A 19,820-nucleotide genomic window follows, 5' to 3' on the forward strand; every position below is an offset into this window, starting at 1 on the left:
TTCACCTTTTAAGACGATCTAGTAGTTTATTTAATTCTTTCTCTGTTTCTTACAGTTTTTAAATAATAGAAACTTCTTTTCTCGTCATTATCCCATTTAAGATATTTTGACAATTATGTCGTTTATATGACATATCCAAACGAATCCATATATCATCATTTTATCAAAAAGTCTCCATTTCTACTCATAAAAAAAGCATCCGTTTAGGATGCTTCAATCAAATGATATTTTTTCAAAATACGATAGGTGATTTCTTTTGCTTCTAGTCCGGTGCCTTCGATATTTGTAGCGAAAATGTAGGTTTTATTTTCATGTTTGATAAAGCCTACGTACCAGCCGATGCCTGATCCGGAGCCTGTTTTTCCGTATAGCGTGGCGTGTTTCTCTTCTTCTTGTATCATCATTCGCTTGACGGTTCTCATAACAGATAGGTCAAATGGGAGACTTTCTTCATATAGCTGTTTAAGGAAATGGACTTGTTCTACTGGAGAAATGCGCAACGTACTGCTTAGCCAAAATTGATCGATTCCGCCAGATATGTCTTGATTCCCATAATGAATGGCTTTTATCCAATGGCCCATGCGTTCTTCCCCGATGTCACGTGCCATGGCTTGATAATACCAGACGACTGAATCTCTCATGCCAGAGCCCAGTGTATGGTCCTTATTCCAGTTATCAATCTCTCTTTTTACTCCGTCCCAATATTTGATGTCGTATTCATCTTTAACTGCACCTGTTTGAAGTCCAATTAAGGCATTTGCTATTTTAAACGTTGATTGAGGTGCAAAGCGCTTGTTCGCTCTTTTTTTGTTATACACCCATGGTGATTTTTCTTTTACTTCTTGAATCACAAATGTGCCTTCCTGCTCTTTCATGAATTCATCGACGGACCATTTTGGAGATGTTCCTTCACTTGATGCAGGCTTGCTCATACAAAGTACTGCAAGCATCACGCCAGCAATCAGCCATTTCATCTTCTTTTTTTGCAAACAATCACCCTCTTTGCTCATGATTGCAATCGATTGTAGCATGCTGACTGATCAGAAATAAGAGCCGCTCGTCCTCTTTTTCAATAAAAAAAGCCGGTTTTATCCGGCTTTCTGTTTATTGTACGTTCAATTTTTTCTCTTCAATCGCTTGCTTTGCAATTTTCGAAATCGTCATATCGTCCATTGGTGGGTTATGAAGGCCAGCACGAATGTCTCGATAGTAACGCTGAAGCGGGCAGCTAAGGCTTAAGCTTTTTGCACCGACTAAACGCATGGCTTTATCGACCACTTGCAGACTATCATTAACGACTGTATGCTTCACAGCACCGAATTCATTGATTAACAGCTCTCTTTTCTCTGGCTGCTCATACAATGTTGTCGTTGAATAGATGACATGGCGTGCTTGCTTTAGTAGTAAATCGATTTCGCCAATCAGTGTTTGGACATTTGGCAGTTCGCTAATCGTTCCGCTAATACTGTTCGGTGAATGGGTGATGGCATACTGAACAGCATAGTCTCTTGCCGCTTGTGCAATCCCTAAATAGCAGGAAGGAATATGTGCGATCCAAGGGTTTAACGTACCGCCCCGAGGTCCTTTTTGCACTTCAACCAACATGTCATCTGGAACTTCCACATGATCTAGAATTAAATCATGGCTCTCTGTTCCTCTCATGCCAACAACATCCCACGTTTCTTCTATAGAAACACCTTTTGTATCACGGTGAATTAAGAAGAAGCCCATCGCTTCTTTTTCTTCGATCCATACACCGACGAGAAAATATGTGAGTGCTGGTGACATCGTTGTGAATGTTTTCCTGCCGCTGATCACCCATTGATCTCCTGATCTCGTTGCAGTTGTTCCAGGTTTGCCTCCTCTTGTTGGACTACCTGTCTGCGCTTCACTGACAGCCCGGTTCACAAGAGCCCCATTTTTGATTTCTTCAGCAAAAAATTGCAGCTGTTTCTCATTCCATAGTTTCTTTTCATAAATTTCACCAACAACTCCTTGGTGCCAGCCGATCGATAAGGCAGTTGCTCCATCCATACTTCCTAGTGTTTCTTGAAAAAGGACCATATCCTTTACAGATTGACCCCCGCCCCCGTACTCAACAGGCAGAGACAACGTTGTATAGCCCAGTTCTACTAATGATTCGATATTCTGTTTAGGAAAATAGGCACCCTCATCATGTTCTTTTGCAGATTGTTCGATCGTTTCACGAAGGGATTCTAGTTGATCTAGCCAATTTTTTTGAAAATCTGTATCGACAAATAATGCTTTAGACAAAACGTATCCAACTCCTCTGTTTCTCGCAATCTATCATATCCGATTTATCCAATAGGTATTATTAAAACACACTTTACTTATAGGATTTAATGTGTTAAATTTTATCAATATTAAGTACATATGTCAAAGGAACGTGATGCTTTTATGATTTCTGCTACTAATCTACATAAATCCTATGGGTCAACTCATGTGTTAAAAGGAATTGATTTCACCGTACAAGAAGGTGAAGTGGTCGCCATTATTGGACCGAGCGGATCAGGAAAAACAACCCTTCTCCGCAGTTTAAACAGCCTTGATATCCCAGACAAAGGAACGCTGACAGTTGGAGAAGCCACGATTCAATTTGAACAATATCGAAAAAAAGATCTTCTAAAACTCAGACAGCAATCGTCTATGGTGTTTCAGCATTATCACTTGTTTCAAAATAAACGAGCACTTGAAAACATCACAGAAGGATTGATTGTGTCCCAAAACATGTCTAAAAAAGAGGCGGAAAAAATCGGAGAGCAATTGTTAACGCGAATTGGGCTACTTCATAAAAAAGATGCGTTTCCAAGTGAATTATCCGGCGGTCAACAGCAGCGGATTGGGATTGCTCGTGCTCTTGCCATGAATCCTGCGGTGCTTTTGTTTGATGAACCAACGTCCGCACTGGACCCAGAGATGGTCGGAGAAATCCTTGAAATGATGAAAGATATTGCGAGCCAAGGCATGACGATGGTCATTGTGACGCATGAAATCTCGTTTGCAAAGGATGTAGCGGATACAGTGATCTTTATGGCAGATGGGGAAATCGTTGAAAAAGGCTCACCAGAAGACGTCCTGATGAAGCCTCAGCATGAACGGACGAAACAATTTTTATCAAGAATTCATCGCGGGATGTGGCAAGGATTGGAGGAAGACAGATGAAGCGCAAGACTTTATTCACCGCTGCTAGTATCCTTCTGTTTCTCCTCTCTCTCATTGGCTGCAGCAGTGTGAAAACGACAACAGATGATGGCAGACAAATTGTCAAAGTCGCACTAAGCGCAGAAGTCAATCCGCCTTTTTTAGCCACAAATGACCGCAACGAACCGATTGGCTATAACATCGATTATTTAAATGAAGTCGAGAAACGTTTGCCACACATTCATTTTGATTATATCTTTGGCGAGGAAGAATCCAATTTAATTGGGATCGGCGCTGGGAAATTTGAAATGGCGGCTAATTGGTTTTTTAGTAATCCTGAACGTGAAAAACGCTTTCTTTATCCTAAGGTTCCATACGGCTATTCGATGACAGGTTTAATTGTGAATGAATCAGAGCAAGATATTCAATCTCTAGACGATATGACATCAAAAAAGCTCGCTCCCGTCAGTCCTAGTGGCGGCCTTCGTTCCATATTAAATCAATATAATGAAGAAAATGATCGGAAAATTCCGCTCACGACCATTGAAAGCCCTTCAAACGAACTCAATTTAAAACGAGTCGAAAGTGGACGGTCCGATGCGGCTTTTATGAATATTTCGACCTTTGATACGATTCAAAAACATCTTCACCTGAAAGTCAAAGTGGGCGGCATTGTCTCAAAAGAACCTATTTATCTTGTCTTACAGCCTAGTCAAAAGAAACTAGCATCACAATTGGACCAAGTGACACAAGAGATGATAGAAGACGGAACATTACCTGACCTTGCGAAGAAATGGTTTGGCGTTGATTTCTTTCAAGATATTGACTATATATCAGAGCAAGGCTATCAATATGAAGAAAGGAAGGAAGCGCCATGACGTTTACAGCTGGAGATTGGCTAAGAATCTTTTTACAGGTGGTGGATCGCCTGCCACTCACATTTCTGATGATTGTGGTGTCATTGTTTTTTGCCATCATCATCGGATTGCTGTTTGCTTGCATTCGAATCAAACAAATTCCAGTGCTGAAACAATTGGCGGTCATTTATTTGTCATTTACACGAAGTACGCCGCTCATTGTTCAGTTATTTCTGATTTATTTTGGCCTGCCTCAGCTTTTACTCATGGCCGGAATTCAAATCAATCATTGGGATCGTGTGTTATTTGTGATGATCACATTCTCGTTACATACGGGCGCTTATTTATCTGAAGTCTTTCGCAGTGCATATTCCTCTGTTGGGAAAGATCAGCTTGAAGCAGCTTACATTGTTGGGATGACAGATACGCAGGCATTAATGAGGATCATTATTCCGCAAGCCTTTCTCATTGCACTTCCGAACCTCGGAAATTACACCATTGATCTCGTGAAAGATACCGCCATTGCATTTACAATCGGACTCATTGATATGATGGGACAGGTCAAAATCATCCTAGGCAATAACTACGGGATAGGGATGTTTGAAGTGTACGTCATCATTGCAATTGTGTATTGGCTGATTTGCATCAGTATTGAACTGATCACGATGCTACTGGAAAGAAAATTTGTGAAAGGCCGCACCAGCCTGTCACGCTAAGGAGGCGATTTGATGCAAACCATTGATATATCATTTGCGATTGACCAAATACCACATATTCTAAAAGGCGTTCCCTTTACCTTATTGATTGCACTTGTTTCTATGGCTGTGAGCCTTTTGATTGGATCTGTTTTTGCTTTCATTCGCCTCTTTCGTATCCCTGTGCTCCGCCAGCTGGTCACGCTCTATGTCTCATTTTTTAGAGGAACACCTCTCATTGTTCAGTTGTTTGCTTTCTTTTATGGCATTCCATTTGTTCTGACCAAAATGAATAGCACTTTTGGGTTGACCTTTCACCCGGATATGGTCTCCCCGCTTACCGTTGCCCTTATCACCTTCAGCCTGCATTCAGCCGCACATTTAACAGAAGTGGTCCGCAGCGCACTCCTTGCGGTAGACAGAGGGCAGCTTGAAGCGGCGAAAATCGTTGGCATGACCACCAGACAGGCGATGATGCGCATTATTATACCGCAAGCGTTTGTGGTTGCCCTGCCAAACCTTGGGAATCAGCTCATTCAGCTGTTAAAAGCCACATCCCTTTCGTTTACAATTGGTGTACTGGAAATCATGGGGATTTCTCGCATCATTGCAAATGACGGCTACAAATTTTTAGAAACGTATCTTGTCTCTGCTTTGATCTATTGGATGCTTAGTATTTTCTTTGAACTCGCTTTTGCTTTGTTAGAGAAACGAGTCAGCGTGTACGGAAAATCTCTTGGACGTTAAAAAAAGAGAACGGCATCTGCCATTCTCTTTATCGTCCTACTTATTCAGCACTGACTAAAATTTTCACTTGATCTTTTTCATTGATTAATGCATGGAAGCCATCTTCGATCACATCGTCCAGCTTAATTTTCTTCGTGACGAGTGTATCTGCAGAGAAATAGCCTTTTCTCATTAAGTTTAATACAGATGGAAATACGTCTCTATAGCCGATGATTCCTTTGACTGTACGTTCTTTAATGACAATGTCATTCGGCATAATTTCTGCGCCTTTTTCCCAAATGCTTACAATGACTGTTTCACCTGAAATTCTAGTTGATTGGATTGCTTGCTTCAATACAACAGGTACACCTGTCACTTCAAAAGAAACATCGACTCCACCATTTGTACGGCGTGAGATTTCTTGAACAACATCTTCATACTGAGAAGGATCTACAATGATCGCTCCAAGTTCTTTTGCTTTTTCTTGGCGCTCTTTTGATAATTCCACTGCATAAATGTCAGTAGCACCAGCTGCTTTTAATGCTTCAATGACAAGTAAACCGATTGGTCCACAGCCAAACACAGCTGCTGTATCACCAGCTTGTACTTTACTAGAACGAACGGCATATAAAGCAACTGCAGAAGGTTCAACAAGTGCACCTTGCTCATATGAAATTTCGTCTGGTAACAAATGAAGTAATTCTTCATCGACAGATACATATTCAGAGAATCCTCCACCGCCACCAGCGAGTCCTAAGAAGCCCATGTTTTCATCTAAGTTGTAAGCACCTTGGTGCCCGTGAGTTGCAAAAATAGGTTCAACAACCACTCGATCGCCTACTTTGTAATTACTCACGCCTTCTCCAACTTCTACAATTTCACCAGAGAACTCGTGTCCCAGTGTAATGGGTGCTTTTTCTTTTGTAAGTGGATGAGGTTCATTCACAGGAATGAAGATTGGTCCGCCTAAATATTCATGTAAATCACTACCACAAATGCCGCACCATTTTACTTTCAGTTTCACTTTTCCTGGAGCAACTGTTGGTTCGTCAATTTCCTCTAGTCGAATGTCCTTTTGATCGTGCCAGCGTAGTGCTTTCATTTGTAAGACTCCTTTTCTCATCAATTTAATTAACTTACTTAAATAATGATAACATAATTTTTTTAATTTTCTAAGTAAGATGCACTATTTTTTTGACAGTCAATGGACGAAAAATGACAAAACATAGCAACAGACAAATAAGAAGCATACATAGGCAGCCAATCATGACAGAAGTACGTATCGATAAAACATGCGCCAATGCGCCGCATATTCCTGTCATCATCATCGTCAGAACAGCTTCACATAACGCATAAAAACTTGCCACTCTCCCCATAACCTCTACCGGGATATTCGTTTGATAAAAAGTCATAAAACCGGTGTTTGCAAATGCTAAAAAGAAAGCGAGAACAAAAAAGCCAGCTGCTGCGACAGTCAATGTGCTTGAAAAAGCATAGATCAAGTATCCAAAAGCCACAAACAAACTCCCCGCACCAAGCATCACTGAGATAGGCAGCCTTTCGACAATGACCGTATTGAGACATGCCCCTGCGATAATCCCTGCTCCAGCTACACTGACAAGAAACCCATATTCGGTATTGGTCAACATCAGCACTTCCTTTGCAAAAGCTGCTTCAAGTGAGTCAATCGCAGTCGGCAGCACCGTGATGGCGGCACTAAATAATAAATACACGGCCATCACTTGCCGGGATGTGAGACTGAAACGAAATACAAGTTTTGCATCTTCCTTTAATACCGAGAGAGAAAAGCCCTTTTGTGCCCCGGCTGCTTTTGACAAAATCGGTAAACACATCGTCAAAACAGCAGATATCAAAAGGCAGATTGCATTTACATAAATTGAAAGGACTGGTGTACCAATGAGAAAAAGCAACCCTGCTACGGCGGGTCCGAGTAAAAATCCACCAGACTGAAGCAAAGATCGAATGGCATTAAACCGTTTTCGTTTATCCGCCGGGATTAGTGCTGTCATATACACCATCGAAGCTGGATGAAACATGGCTTGTGCCATATGAATGAGAAATAGCATCACATATACGATCAATAAGTGGCCTGAAAATAAGGCAAAGGGTAAACAAGCAATCAGAATGGCCCGGCATAGATCTAGACTGATCATGACATTCCGCTGATTCAGTCTATCTATTAAACTACCAGACCAGCTATTTGTTAAAAGAGCCGAGACAGGTCTTAACATATAGACGGCTGTTACAGCAAGAACGGAGCCCGTTTCCTGAAAAATCAGCAGATGGAGAGCAATCATATAAATCCATTCTCCTATGTTCGCAATACCAATCGCTCCAAGTAACATGCTCATATCCCGCCAATGTTTTTTCATCGTGGTGCCCTCCTTTTTCATAAAAAAATCCCGCCCCCAAGACATTTCTGTCTTGAGGACGGGATTGACTCCGCGTTGCCACCTCAGTTCATTCACCTGTTACCAGATGAACCTTAGCAGGTTATCGCTAACCCATCTCTATAACGGGAGAATGCCGCTGCACCACCATCACAATGAATCCGGTGCAGAGCTAAGAGGCTTGGTTCTGTAACGCTTCCCAGCTCCTTCTCAGCTTCACGGAGTTCTCTGTGTGAGGCAGCCATTACATACTCTTCTCTATTTGCGCTTTATCTTTTTTTCATCACGATCTTCAGCTGAATTGTTCTATATTGTACTGCGCCTCCGTCAGGGCGTCAATGTTTTTTCATGTTAATCCGCATAAATCATTTTTCTCGTCATGCCGCCATCAACAACCAAATCGGTTCCTGTCACAAATTGATTGTCTTCGTCTGTTAAATAAAAACAAGCTTTGACAATATCCTTTGGTGTTCCTACTCGATTGGAAAGATGCTGCTGATGGTCAATTTCTCGCAGGCTTTTCTCATCCTTCGTTTCAATCCATCCAGGGGAAATGCTGTTTACTGTTATGTGATCCTGACTAAAAGAAGCAGCCAGCGCATGAGTAAGTGCTGATATCCCGCCTTTTGATGCAGCATACGCTTCTGTATGAGGCTCTGACATGGTCGCACGGGTAGATGAAATATTCACAATGGAACCGCCGTTTGGATTCTCTTTGATATAACGTGCCGCTTCCCTTGCACATAAAAAAGCACCTCGTAGGTTTGTATGCAGCACATGATCAAACTCATCAACCGTTAGCTCATAAGGCGATTTTGTACACATAACCCCTGCATTATTGATGAGAATATCGATCGTTTGATAACGAGCCACAGCAGCCGACATGATGTCTTGAATATCCTTCTCTTGTTTCACATCCGTCTTTTTAAAAAAAGCCTCAAAGGACTCCTTTTTCAGCTGATCTTCCAAGCGCTTGCCCTTCTCTTCGTCAATATCCGCAAGCACAACACGCGCCCCTTCTTTCGCATAGCCATACGCAATCGACTCACCAATTCCATTGGCTGCGCCAGTGATGACAACTGTTTTATTGTGAAAGTTCATCGTTTATCCTATCCTTTCTCTCATGAGATGTTGTCGTCTATCATACCACTCATGTATACATGATACCTAGTCAAATGGGACATAGAAAAACCACCACCTAAATCATACATTAGGAGGGTGGTATATTTGTAATTCTCCATATTGACGACATAGTCGTTTGCTTCTTGTGTAAAGTCTGGGAAAGTTTGTGTATATCATTCAGTCATTCTATTCGGCTCTTTTTCTGTATGACTTAAAAAGCAGCCTTTAGTATATCTAAGTAGTCCGCTTTCGTAACGGCACGAACATTGCTTTTTGTAGAGTTGTTTTGTTCTGCTAGTTCAGCCATTTTTTCAAAATCTTCTACTTTTACATAAGATAATTCTTTTAGTGATGGAATACCTAAATTCTTTGTGAATGTATACATACCATCCATTAATTTTTGAATCGCCACATCATCTGCATCCGTTTTATCTGCAAAGCCCATGATGTTTGCAAGCTCTATGTGCAATGATTTGTTTTCAGCTGCATTAAATTGTATGACATAAGGTAAAAACACAGCATTTGCGATACCATGAGGCGTATCATAAAGACTGCCGAGCGCTTCGGCTAAACAATGCACGGCTGCTACATCAGCGGAACCGAAGCATAAGCCAGCGAGTAAACTGCCTTCCTGCATTTTGTATCTTGCTTCTAAATCAGACCCGTCTTCATACGCCTTCGGTAAATAGGTCACAATGGTTTTCATTGCGCTTGCCCCCATCGCCTTAGAAATAGGGTTTGTTTCTTTACATGTATAGCCTTCAATCGCATGGACCAGTGCATCAACACCTGTTGCCGCTGTTATACTTTTTGGCACCGTAGAAGTAAGAACAGGATCCAAAATCGCAATAGTTGGTCGAAGCAAGGCATGTTTTAAGGTGATTTTTTTATGTGAAGCAGCTAACGTAATCACAGATGAACGGGTCACCTCAGAGCCAGTTCCAGCCGTGGTTGGAATACAAATTAAGGGTGATACATTTGTATAGGCCTTCTTCCCTGCTATATACTCTTCAGGATTACCGCCATTTGGACCTAATAAAGCAATGGCTTTTGCCGTATCCATTGGGCTGCCTCCGCCAATCGCAATAACCGCTGATGCTTGTACTTTTCTAAAGAGCTCTGCACCCATTAGACATTCATGATCTCTTGGGTTTGGAGATACTTGATCAAAGACGACAACGGCATAACCAGCTTCTTGCAAATACGCTTCAATAGGCGTCACCAATCCTGCGCTTTTTACACCAGGGTCAGTCACAATCATAATTGTAGCACTAGGCAAAACAATGTCCTCTACAATAGAGGCAATATCTTTAGATTTTCCAGTCCCCATGATCATTTTCGTATGACAATCATATTCAAAATTTATCATTGATTTTCTACCCCTTCATTTGTTGATTTAATCGCTTGTTTTTCTACTCCCCACCATTCTATTCCTTTTAAACCTGGAATGGTAGAAGCGTAAAAAACAGGGTTCTTTCCTACCTTTCTTTGTCCCATGTAATCATTTAGAGCAGCAAAAGCAAATTTGCCTAAAATCGCAATGGCAACCAAGTTAACAATAGCCATAATCGCCATCGACAAGTCCGCTAACGTCCAAACGATTTGTAAGTTGGCGAGAGCACCAAACATGATCATCATTAAAACAGTGATTCGATACACGAATAGCGCGGTTACACTGTGATGAATAAAACCGATATTGGCTTCACCGTAATAGTAGCCACCTACAATGGAGCTAAATGCAAAAGTAAAGATCGCAAATGCTAAGAAAATACTAGCCCAAGAACCGAAATGCTGCGCCATTGCAGCTTGAGTAATTTCAATACCTGACAAATCACCTGCTGTTTCTACTGTTGATAGCATAATAATAAATGCTGTACAACTACAAACAACTAATGTATCAAAAAATACGCCTAATAATTGAACAAACCCTTGTTTTACTGGGTGTGAAACATGGGCAGCAGCTGCTGCATTTGGCGCACTTCCCATTCCTGCTTCATTGGAAAATAAACCGCGTTTGACACCGTTCATTATTGCAGCGCCGATTCCGCCTCCAACCATTTGCTCTAATCCAAACGCACTTTTCATAATACTTGCTAATGCTGCGGGTACATCAGCGATATTTGTCACAATCACATAAAGTGCTAAGATAATATAAAATGAGGACATGATTGGCACAATGATTTGGGTAAAGCGAGCAATTCTCTTTACACCACCAAAAATGATGAGAGCCGTAAGAATGGTTACGAATACCCCCATGCCAATTGGACTGATACCAAATGAATATCGAAAGGCATTTGTGATGGTGTTCGTTTGTACTGCATTAAAAATCAAGCCAAAACTAAGAATAACAGAAAAGGCAAAGATCCTACTTGGCCATTTCAGTCCAAATTGCTTTTGTATATAATAGCCTGGCCCCCCTTTAAAACCATCACTTGTTCTCACTTTATATATTTGAGCGAGTGTGCTTTCGACAAATGCAGAAGCTCCCCCTAAAACTGCTGCAAACCACATCCAGAAAATAGCTCCAGGACCACCAACTGTGATGGCAATAGCAACACCTGCCATATTTCCAGTTCCAATCCTCGTCGCTGCTCCGATAAAGAAAGCTTGCATTGAAGAAATGTCTTGACTCCCTTTTATTTTTGGAGCTTTTTCAAAAATAGAACGGAAGATCTCTTTTAGTAAGACAATTTGCATAAACTTCATTCTCATCGTAAAGTAGATTCCAATCCCTATTAACATAACGACTAAAATATATGTCCATAAAAAGTCATTTATTGAATTGACAATCGTTTCAAACAAAGCCATCCCCCCTATAAAATCTGAACATTCTAAATAATGAAAGCGCCTACTTTTATCATAGTAAAAATGTTATGATCTATCTATAGAAGTTTTCTGATTGCATCAATCGGCTCATCCGATTTAGGAGGGATTGACGTTGGAAATAAAGCAACTGATGATGTTTCAAACAGCATCAAAAGTATTAAACTTTACAAAAACAGCACAAATACTTGGCTATGCTCAATCTAGTATCACGGCAAATATCGCTGCATTAGAAGAAGAGTTAGGAACCCCTCTATTTGAAAGGCTTGGAAAAAGGGTAATTTTAACAGAATCTGGCATGAGGTTTCAAGATTATACGGATAAGATTTTAGGTTTAACAGGAGAAGCATTAGAGGCTGTTGGCGGGATGAGTGAGCCAAGCGGCATTTTGAGAATATGTGCATCTGAAACACAATGTACCTATCGACTTCCTCATATTTTAACGGACTTTCAAACAACGTATCCTAAAGTAGAACTGATTTTCCGTCCCGGAATAGCTGAAAAGGATGTTTTAAATCTATTACTGGAAGGACAAATTGATGTCGCCCTATTATCGATGAATCCTGTCGTATCCTCACATTTAATTGTAAAAGAATTAAAAGATGAACCGATGGCCATTGTATGCTGTCCAACAAATCCATTGAGCAAAAAACAAAAAGTACATCCTATCGATTTAGACGAGCAAAGATTGTTGTTAACTGAAGACTGCGATTATCGTTATGCCTTCGAACACTCTTTGACACAGGCAGGAGCAAAACCGAGAAGTAAACTAGAACTAGCAGATGTAGAAGCCATAAAAAAATGTGTAATGGCTGGTCTAGGAATTGCTGTACTTCCCGAAATTTCTATAAAAAGAGAAATAACAGAAGGCTATATGATTAAAATCAATTGGATGGGGCCCTGTCTCACAACGAAAATCCAACTATTCTGGCATAAAAATAAATGGATGTCTCCTGCTTTGAAGGCGTTTGTTGATTTAACAGAGGAATATATCCTTCTCAATGGGTAATGTGAAATATTTATTTGGGCAGCCTTCAATTTCTTTCACCATTAAATATTAACGAGTTATCCAATCATTTAAAGTAAATCACGTGTATACAAAAAGCCCTCTACATAGCTATAGAGGGCTTTTTAGAAGAACAAAGGATTAATAGGATCTGATACTCTTCAAACCAATGATCATAAAGATCACCGTACAAGCAATTAAAACCGTCGCATCTAATAATAAGATAGAAAGATTAACATTGCCGCTCATGATCTCACCAAAACCAGACATCATCCATGTTTGCGGTATAGTCAAAGAAATCTTCTTCATAATGTCTGGAACGATATCTAGAGGCCAATAAATACCACCCAGCATGCACGATCCTACAATGACAATTGCACTAAAGATTTCAGCTTGTTTTTTTGTTTGAGATAAAGTAGCTATCATAAACCCTAAACTTACGACAAGGCCTATAACAAAAGATCCGAACAATAAAATAAGAAACAGGTTGCCTAAGTAGACATTAAAGAAAATAGATAAGATGGTCAAAAGAACACCCAATTGTATCCATCCAAGAAGGAAATATGCCATTAAATAGCCCAGAAGTACATATATTTTATGGATTGGACTCGAAAGCAATCTTTGCCATGTATAATTTTTATACTCCAAATGTATAGATGACAAAGAGCTTGAAATCGCAAACATCATAAACATAATGGTAAAGCCAAGCGGTATTAAATTTGGTTGCTGGCTTGCTTGACCATCTTGATTTTTTTCAACCAACGAAATGGTGCCAGATTCATTTAACTTATTCAATGCAGTGGTGAGAGAAGCACTTCTCTGATCTTTCACACCGTAATTGATCTGATAAATGATCGCTGCTGCCTCTTTTAAATAGGGAGATAAGACTGCATATTCCTCAGTTTTCTTATAAACTGTCACATCAAAAATCTCTTTATTTTCTTTTAAATGGGACTCTAATTGATCAGAGACTTTAACCGACGCAATTACCTTTTCATCAGATACTAATTCTTCCGCTTCAATTTCAGACGCCTTTATCCAAAGAAATGTCGTGTTCTTTTTGAGCATTTTTAATATTTCCTGATTGAGTTCGTCTTGTTGAGGATTTTGAACAAAAGCAACTGTGGGTTTCTTTGTATCTGATGCCGTGCTGCCAAAGATAAAACTAAATATGATTGGCATAACAAATAAAAAAATGAGAGCCAATGGAGACTTTAATGTTTCTTTTAACTTTAACGTGATAATGGCTAATATTTTATGCATAGCGATGCTTCCTTTCAAAAGACATTCTTAATAAAGCAATGATGAAGAAAGCTAGTCCCATCCCACAGCTAAGTAATAATCCGCTTTGAATTTCACTAAAATCAGCACCTGCCATACTTTTCAAAAACATTTGAAGTGCAAGAGAATTAGGTAAAAAATAGCTGATATTCATCAACCATTGTGGGAATAAGTATAAGGGCACCATACTCCCACCTAAAGCAGCTAACACTTGAGTTCCTAAAATCCCCACACTGTTAAACGTTTTTTCTCTATTGATAAAAGAACCAATCAGCACCCCTAAACCCGCAGCATTTAATATAAAACTAAATCCGATCATAACAACAGTAAAAGGCTCTCCCCAATTCACCTTAAAGACAAAACTAGTAAATAAAATAATGACCGCAAGTTGAATCATACTCATTAAAAAAATGCCCAATAACTTTCCAATGATATAACTAGTATTGCTTAACTTTGATACTAGTAGTCTTTTATAGACTTCTTCTTCTTTTTCCTCTATCATACTGCCAACCAAGAAAACAACAGTCATTAATAAAAAAAGCACACCCATCCCGCCTGCGTAGTATTGGAAGGATGTAATCGGCTGGCTGTTGATATGAATATTCCTTTCGTTCACTAGTTCATTTTTCAGTTGATCAGACACGACCTCCACTTCTTTACCTTGATTCAACGGCACCAGAATACGATTCATATGATAATTTTGAAAGAATTGCAAAACCACATTTTCTAGGACCATTTCCTGTAAGCTTGAATTAGGTCCTTTCAAAATATTCAATTGCACATGATCGTGATTTAATATGCTTTTTTCAAAATTCGGCTTGATGATTATACCCATTGTAATGTCTCTACTATTTAAATCTTTCTCTAGCTGATTTTTCGAGGTGACCTTCACTTCAAATATGTCACTGAGTTCACTCTTAGACAATGTTGAAAGAAACATTTTACTTGTAGCGGACTTATCTTGATCTGTTATTCCTACTCGAAATGAATTGATCCTAATTTCGCTATCTTTCTTCATGTTATCTCCAAATGCTGCACCTAATATAGCAATTAATATGATAGGCATAAAAAAAAGAGTAAAAAAGCTTTTCTTGTCCCTAAAAAACAATAATAGATCTTTCAGTACAACCCAAATACTCATATACTCACCTCTATTCGGTCTAGTCTCGTAATTTCTTACCTGTGAAATACAAGAATACATTTTCTAAATTTGGTTCTACAACTTCTGCTGAAATTAATTGAACATTTAATGCAGTTACACCTTGAATAAGTTGACTTAGTAAATGCTGAGGATTGTCATCAAATAATTTGATTTGATTTCCCTGCACCATAAAGTCATTCAGTGGGTGATATTCATTTATATATTGGCACACTCGCTCCATATCCTTTTGTCCTTGTTCACATTTAATCGTAAAAATGATTTCTCTTTTTTCTCCAACAAGCTCAGCCAATTCATTTAAATCACCTACCTTAATGAAAGAACCTTGATCCATAATAGCTATTTTTTCACATAGATATTCGACTTCCTCCATGTAATGACTCGTATAAATAATCGTCATTCCTTCACTATTTAGCGTTTTAACTGTTTCTAATATATGATTTCTGGATTGCGGGTCTATACCCACTGTAGGCTCATCCATTATTAATAGTTTTGGCCTATGCAAAATCGCACATCCGATATTCACTCTTCTTTTCATCCCTCCTGAGAATACTTTCACCTTATCATTCGCTCTATTGCCCAGACCAATTAATTCAAGGATTTCTTGTACTCTGCTTTTTAGTTCTTCTCCTTTAAGTCCATACATTTTCCCCCAAAACGTTAAATTTTCTTTTGCTGACATATCTAAATATAAAGCGATCTCTTGCGGAACAATGCCAATCAATTGCTGTGCATGCTTTGTTTCTTTATGTAGATCAATGCCTCCAATCGTAATAGTCCCGCTCGTTGCATGTATAAGTCCTGTCATGATACCGATTAAGGTTGATTTCCCTGCACCATTAGGGCCCAACAGTCCAAATGATTCACCTTGTTTTAAGTGGAAGCTAACCCCTTTTAATACTTGTTTACCTTCATAATTTTTGATGATGTTTTGTACTTTTAGCAATCGCAATCTCTCCTCTATTCTTCCTATCTATCATAATCCTGTCCAATCATTGCCAACTGTTTTATGGTATGTCTTTCAACTAAAGATCATTTTTTCCAATTTACTCATTTTATCACGTTATGAAATGTAGAAGAACAGTATAGGTCTTTTTATATTTATAAACAAAAAAACTTACAGGAAAAATCCTGTAAGTTTTTTTCGATGGATCATTATTTAGAAATCATGCCATGCGGGTCAATCACAAATTTCTTCGCCACACCCGAATCAAAATCGCTATATCCTTTAGGGGCCTGATCAAGGGAAATGACTGTCGCATTAACGGCTTTGGCGATTTGTGCTCTTCCGCTTAAAATAGATTTCATCAAGCTGCGGTGATATTGCATGACAGGGGTTTGGCCTGTCACAAAGGTATGGGCTTTGGCCCAGCCAAGTCCAATTCGCACTTTCAGAGATCCAACTTTTGCATCTTCATCCACAGCACCTGGATCTTCTGTGACGTAAAGTCCTGGAATTCCAAGTTTACCGCCAACTTTGGTAATATCCATAATTGTATTTAAAACGGTGGCTGGTGCTTCTCCTTGATCTCCATGACCCGAAGCTTCAAAACCGACACAATCGACCGCACAGTCGACTTCTGGCTCTCCAAGGATGTTTGTCATTTGTTCACCGATTCGATCATGTTTTCGTAAATTAATCGTTTCGCAGCCAAAGCTTCTCGCCTGCTCGAGCCTTTGTTCATTGAGATCGCCGACGATGACAGCAGAAGCGCCAAGGAGCTGAGCGGAATGCGCTGCTGCAAGACCTACTGGCCCTGCACCAGCAATATAGACAGTAGAGCCTGGTTTTACGCCAGCCGAATACGCACCATGAAAACCTGTCGGGAAAATATCAGAAAGCATCGTCAAATCAAGTATTTTTTCCATCGCCTGATCTTTGTCCGGAAATTTGAGTAGCTGGAAATCAGCATATGGCACCATGACGTACTCTGATTGGCCGCCAACCCATCCGCCCATATCTACATATCCATAAGCTGATCCAGGTCGATCGGGGTTCACATTTAAACACACATGGGTTTTTTGTTCTTTACACATGACGCAGCGACCACAGGCAATATTAAATGGAACTGATACGAGATCACCCTTTTGGATAAACTCTACATCTCGTCCAACTTCAACGACTTCACCAGTAATTTCATGACCAAGGACAAGTCCTTCAGGCGCAGTTGTACGCCCTCTTACCATGTGCTGGTCGCTCCCGCAAATGTTTGTTGTCACCACTTTTAAAATGACGCCATGCTCACACTTACGTCCAACATTGGCTTTAGGTACACCAGGGCCATCCCTTAAAACCAAATCAGGGTATCCAATATCCTCAACTGCTACATTTCCTGCTCCTTTGTAAACGACACCTTTGTTTCCCGACATGTTTTCATTCCTCCCTTTTTGTTTAAAAATGAAGTCTCTCCAAAATTCTCTCTTTCTCGGGCTTTTTCCTTCTTTTAACCGCACATTGACTCAAAAAATAAGTGATAAATGTCTATCTAGGAGAGAAAAATGTATTTTCCAGTCAAATAAAAAAGAAAATATTGAAAAAAAAGCTAAACATTTGCAGAACATTGTCGATATAAGGAATAAGCCAGACAGGTATCCTTAATCGACAAACAAATTCCTTATATATACTATCATTCCTTACACACCTGGCTGGCCCCTACATATGAAATGAATGCAAAAGACTCTTCTTGTGAAGAGTCTTTTTTATTGATGAATGATCAATTCCCACATGCAAAAAAGGCCCTTCTGGCGAAGAGCCTTTTTTTGAGTGCTTGTTCATTACCTGGGAAATATTTTCATCATTTTAAGGCTTTGATACAGATGTATGTATCATAATGGTAAACAGAGACGTCTCTAAAGTGATACGCTGAAAAAAGACAGCTGATGTCTTCTTCACTGTACGTTGAAAGAGACTGTGAGCGTTTTTGTTCCTTCATTAGTTCCTGCTTTTGAAAAGATAAGAATACTTCTCCATCCACTTGAAGAACACGATATACCTCTTTCATGACTTGTTCGATATCTGGCAAGTAATAGATGGTCTGCACTGTGAACAATTTATTGAATGATCTGTCTTCAAAAGGTAATTGCTCAGCTTTTCCAAGTGTGATAACGGCTTTTTCCTGCTCGACAAGCCTCTTATGTTTTCTTTTCGCGTATTTTACCATATGACGCGAAGCATCGATTCCATATACTTTCCCTCGATCAAGTTTTTCCGCTACTTTAGATAATGTCATACCTCTTCCAGTACCAATTTCTAAAATCCGGTCGTTTTCTTGTATATTTAAGAGTTGAATCGTCCATTGATTGATATTATGATGATTTTTTTCCATATAGCGGGCAACCCATTTTGAGAACAAGCCCTTTGGTTCCCTCATTTGTTTTCCAATCCAGCTTTGAATCAATGTCAACACCTGCTTTGCACCAGTAAATAAAACTATTTACGAATTTTCTTACTTTTCATATCGGCTCTCGCCTAACAAAAGTTAAGACCTAGTCCTAATTTCTTTGTCTTTTATTAGACGGCACCTTTTCTGAAAATGTTTCGCACGTAATGAAAAATATTTAAACAAATAGGCATTTTCATTAATTGTGCTCAGATTGATTTCGTTTTCTGCATGAGCTGCATATTTTATGAATGTATCTTGATTAGATAAAGGTGGTGCTAGATTATGGGCTTTGGCGGTTATTCTGGAGGCTACTGCGGTGGCTACGGTGGCGGTTTTGCAGGCGGATTCGCATTGCTTGTTGTACTGTTCATTTTGTTAATCATCATCGGTGCAAGCTGGATTTGCTAATGTAAAAGGAGCAGGAAACGATAACGTTTCCTGCTCCTTTTCTTTAATACCAATAGGTTGGATAATTGTACATATAGCGTCTGAGCATTTCTTCTTGCTCTCTTTGCATTCTGTATGGATTGCCGTACCCGTGCTTTAAAGAATGCGGAATAGACGCATACCCGTGCCCCACTGACGGAAACCTCATATATGGTGACATCGACATTCATTGATCACCTCACAATCTCCTTTTACGGTTATCATATGTGCAGGTGATCAATGTGGAGCGTGTCTAAACCTGGTCCTTCTCCCTTGTATAACAATCAAGCATTGCAAGCATCATAAACATGTCAATCTCCTCCTTTTCATGTTTTTATTGTCCTTTTTAGTTCATGTACTTTAGTTGTTTCTGCTTCATTTCTTCATAAAACGTTTCGACTTGTTGTTCATAAAGAACGGTTTCAATGTCCTTGTATTTACGCTGGATCGTCAAAGTAATAAAAAATAAATGGATTGTCATATACGCTCACCTCCCTTCAGTTCGCAGCACGCGAAATAGCCCGCAGATCTTCTTTATCAGTTGACCTGCGGGCACACAAAAATGCAGATCAAAAGACAGTGTCTTCTAACCTGCGATGGATGATACGTGAAATCCTCGTTTACTTAAACAGTTTTGTAGCGTGAACCGTAAAAGGTAAAGGAAGGACACGAGCTCTTCCACAGGCTGATGACATGATGAAATTGGTTGTTGAATTGATCACAAGTAGATACGAATAACATATTCTTCAGCCTCCTTTACGTTTTTAAT

Annotated in this window: 19 protein-coding genes, 1 pseudogene and 1 other annotated feature; of the genes and pseudogenes, 6 read left to right on the plus strand and 14 right to left on the minus strand. The window is 39.7% G+C overall.

Annotation, left to right across the window (positions count from 1 at the left end):
• Positions 1-203: 203 nt before the first annotated feature.
• Both blaBPU and NSQ17_RS12285 read right to left on the minus strand, forming a co-directional pair.
• A complete protein-coding gene (gene blaBPU, locus NSQ17_RS12280; protein ID WP_342467454.1) occupies positions 204-989 on the minus strand; it encodes a BPU family class D beta-lactamase in 786 nt (261 codons plus the stop codon).
• Positions 990-1,104: 115 nt separating this feature from the next.
• Positions 1,105-2,274, minus strand: a complete 1,170-nt coding sequence (locus tag NSQ17_RS12285; protein ID WP_096881663.1) for an acyl-CoA dehydrogenase family protein — start codon at positions 2,272-2,274, stop codon at positions 1,105-1,107.
• Between the two features lie 120 nt (positions 2,275-2,394).
• On the opposite strand from NSQ17_RS12285, the gene NSQ17_RS12290 reads away from it, so the two are divergent.
• The 4 genes from NSQ17_RS12290 to NSQ17_RS12305 are packed head-to-tail and all read left to right on the plus strand — an operon-like array spanning position 2,395 to position 5,461.
• Entirely contained in the window at positions 2,395-3,183 is a 789-nt protein-coding gene (locus NSQ17_RS12290; RefSeq protein WP_008342612.1) for an amino acid ABC transporter ATP-binding protein, read from the plus strand.
• A complete protein-coding gene (locus NSQ17_RS12295) occupies positions 3,180-4,040 on the plus strand; it encodes an amino acid ABC transporter substrate-binding protein (protein WP_100325260.1) in 861 nt (286 codons plus the stop codon). Before NSQ17_RS12290 ends, NSQ17_RS12295 begins: the two co-directional genes overlap by 4 nt.
• Positions 4,037-4,735, plus strand: coding sequence for an amino acid ABC transporter permease (locus NSQ17_RS12300; protein WP_008342617.1), 699 nt, complete (start codon positions 4,037-4,039; stop codon positions 4,733-4,735). The genes NSQ17_RS12295 and NSQ17_RS12300 overlap by 4 nt, the downstream gene beginning before the upstream one ends.
• Positions 4,736-4,747: 12 nt before the next feature.
• Positions 4,748-5,461, plus strand: a complete 714-nt coding sequence (locus tag NSQ17_RS12305) for an amino acid ABC transporter permease (RefSeq protein WP_342467455.1) — start codon at positions 4,748-4,750, stop codon at positions 5,459-5,461.
• Positions 5,462-5,501: 40 nt separating this feature from the next.
• Here NSQ17_RS12305 and NSQ17_RS12310 read toward each other — a convergent pair whose 3' ends face one another.
• The 5 genes from NSQ17_RS12310 to NSQ17_RS12330 form a co-directional block, all read right to left on the minus strand.
• Positions 5,502-6,542, minus strand: coding sequence for a 2,3-butanediol dehydrogenase (locus NSQ17_RS12310; protein WP_058336599.1), 1,041 nt, complete (start codon positions 6,540-6,542; stop codon positions 5,502-5,504).
• 70 nt (positions 6,543-6,612) lie between these two features.
• Positions 6,613-7,833, minus strand: a complete 1,221-nt coding sequence (locus tag NSQ17_RS12315; RefSeq protein ID WP_096881665.1) for an MFS transporter — start codon at positions 7,831-7,833, stop codon at positions 6,613-6,615.
• Positions 7,834-7,884: 51 nt separating this feature from the next.
• Positions 7,885-8,125, minus strand: a binding site (T-box leader).
• A gap of 77 nt (positions 8,126-8,202) precedes the next feature.
• Positions 8,203-8,952 (minus strand): glucose 1-dehydrogenase, encoded by a 750-nt coding sequence (locus NSQ17_RS12320; protein ID WP_025207689.1) that lies wholly within the window; start codon positions 8,950-8,952, stop codon positions 8,203-8,205.
• Positions 8,953-9,184: 232 nt separating this feature from the next.
• Complete coding sequence (locus NSQ17_RS12325; protein ID WP_342467456.1) at positions 9,185-10,342, minus strand: iron-containing alcohol dehydrogenase; 1,158 nt, start codon at positions 10,340-10,342, stop codon at positions 9,185-9,187.
• On the minus strand, positions 10,339-11,781 hold the full coding sequence (locus tag NSQ17_RS12330; protein WP_342467457.1) for an alanine/glycine:cation symporter family protein: 1,443 nt from the start codon (positions 11,779-11,781) through the stop codon (positions 10,339-10,341). The genes NSQ17_RS12325 and NSQ17_RS12330 overlap by 4 nt, the downstream gene beginning before the upstream one ends.
• Before the next feature lie 130 nt (positions 11,782-11,911).
• Between NSQ17_RS12330 and NSQ17_RS12335 the strand changes: the two genes are divergently transcribed.
• Positions 11,912-12,805 carry a LysR family transcriptional regulator gene (locus NSQ17_RS12335; protein ID WP_342467458.1) on the plus strand — a complete coding sequence of 298 codons (894 nt, stop codon included), beginning with the start codon at positions 11,912-11,914 and terminating at the stop codon, positions 12,803-12,805.
• A 138-nt stretch (positions 12,806-12,943) separates the two neighbouring features.
• Here the strand turns inward: NSQ17_RS12335 and NSQ17_RS12340 are convergent, their stop codons facing one another.
• The 5 genes from NSQ17_RS12340 to NSQ17_RS12360 all read right to left on the minus strand — a co-directional run bounded on the left by NSQ17_RS12340 (position 12,944) and on the right by NSQ17_RS12360 (position 18,640).
• On the minus strand, positions 12,944-14,065 hold the full coding sequence (locus NSQ17_RS12340) for an ABC transporter permease (RefSeq protein WP_342467459.1): 1,122 nt from the start codon (positions 14,063-14,065) through the stop codon (positions 12,944-12,946).
• The gene (locus tag NSQ17_RS12345) at positions 14,058-15,224 is read right to left on the minus strand and encodes an ABC transporter permease (RefSeq protein WP_338705655.1); all 1,167 of its coding nucleotides are present in this window, start codon (positions 15,222-15,224) and stop codon (positions 14,058-14,060) included. Before NSQ17_RS12345 ends, NSQ17_RS12340 begins: the two co-directional genes overlap by 8 nt.
• A gap of 19 nt (positions 15,225-15,243) precedes the next feature.
• The gene (locus NSQ17_RS12350; RefSeq protein WP_342467460.1) at positions 15,244-16,188 is read right to left on the minus strand and encodes an ABC transporter ATP-binding protein; all 945 of its coding nucleotides are present in this window, start codon (positions 16,186-16,188) and stop codon (positions 15,244-15,246) included.
• 209 nt (positions 16,189-16,397) lie between these two features.
• Positions 16,398-17,612 carry a formaldehyde dehydrogenase, glutathione-independent gene (fdhA, locus tag NSQ17_RS12355; protein ID WP_017367682.1) on the minus strand — a complete coding sequence of 405 codons (1,215 nt, stop codon included), beginning with the start codon at positions 17,610-17,612 and terminating at the stop codon, positions 16,398-16,400.
• 425 nt (positions 17,613-18,037) lie between these two features.
• Positions 18,038-18,640, minus strand: a complete 603-nt coding sequence (locus tag NSQ17_RS12360; RefSeq protein ID WP_017367683.1) for a methyltransferase domain-containing protein — start codon at positions 18,638-18,640, stop codon at positions 18,038-18,040.
• Between the two features lie 318 nt (positions 18,641-18,958).
• On the opposite strand from NSQ17_RS12360, the pseudogene NSQ17_RS12365 reads away from it, so the two are divergent.
• A pseudogene (locus NSQ17_RS12365) lies at positions 18,959-19,033 on the plus strand (YjcZ family sporulation protein); the annotation flags it as partial.
• Between the two features lie 43 nt (positions 19,034-19,076).
• On the opposite strand, the gene NSQ17_RS12370 reads toward NSQ17_RS12365, so the two are convergent.
• Together NSQ17_RS12370 and NSQ17_RS12375 are read right to left on the minus strand one after the other, a co-directional pair.
• A complete protein-coding gene (locus NSQ17_RS12370; RefSeq protein ID WP_223255651.1) occupies positions 19,077-19,232 on the minus strand; it encodes a hypothetical protein in 156 nt (51 codons plus the stop codon).
• 165 nt (positions 19,233-19,397) lie between these two features.
• Positions 19,398-19,532 carry a YrzI family small protein gene (locus NSQ17_RS12375; RefSeq protein ID WP_008342648.1) on the minus strand — a complete coding sequence of 45 codons (135 nt, stop codon included), beginning with the start codon at positions 19,530-19,532 and terminating at the stop codon, positions 19,398-19,400.
• Positions 19,533-19,820 lie beyond the last annotated feature (288 nt).

Origin of the sequence: Bacillus sp. FSL W8-0629 (assembly GCF_038593225.1) — a bacterium.
Taxonomy (GTDB): domain Bacteria; phylum Bacillota; class Bacilli; order Bacillales; family Bacillaceae; genus Bacillus; species Bacillus altitudinis.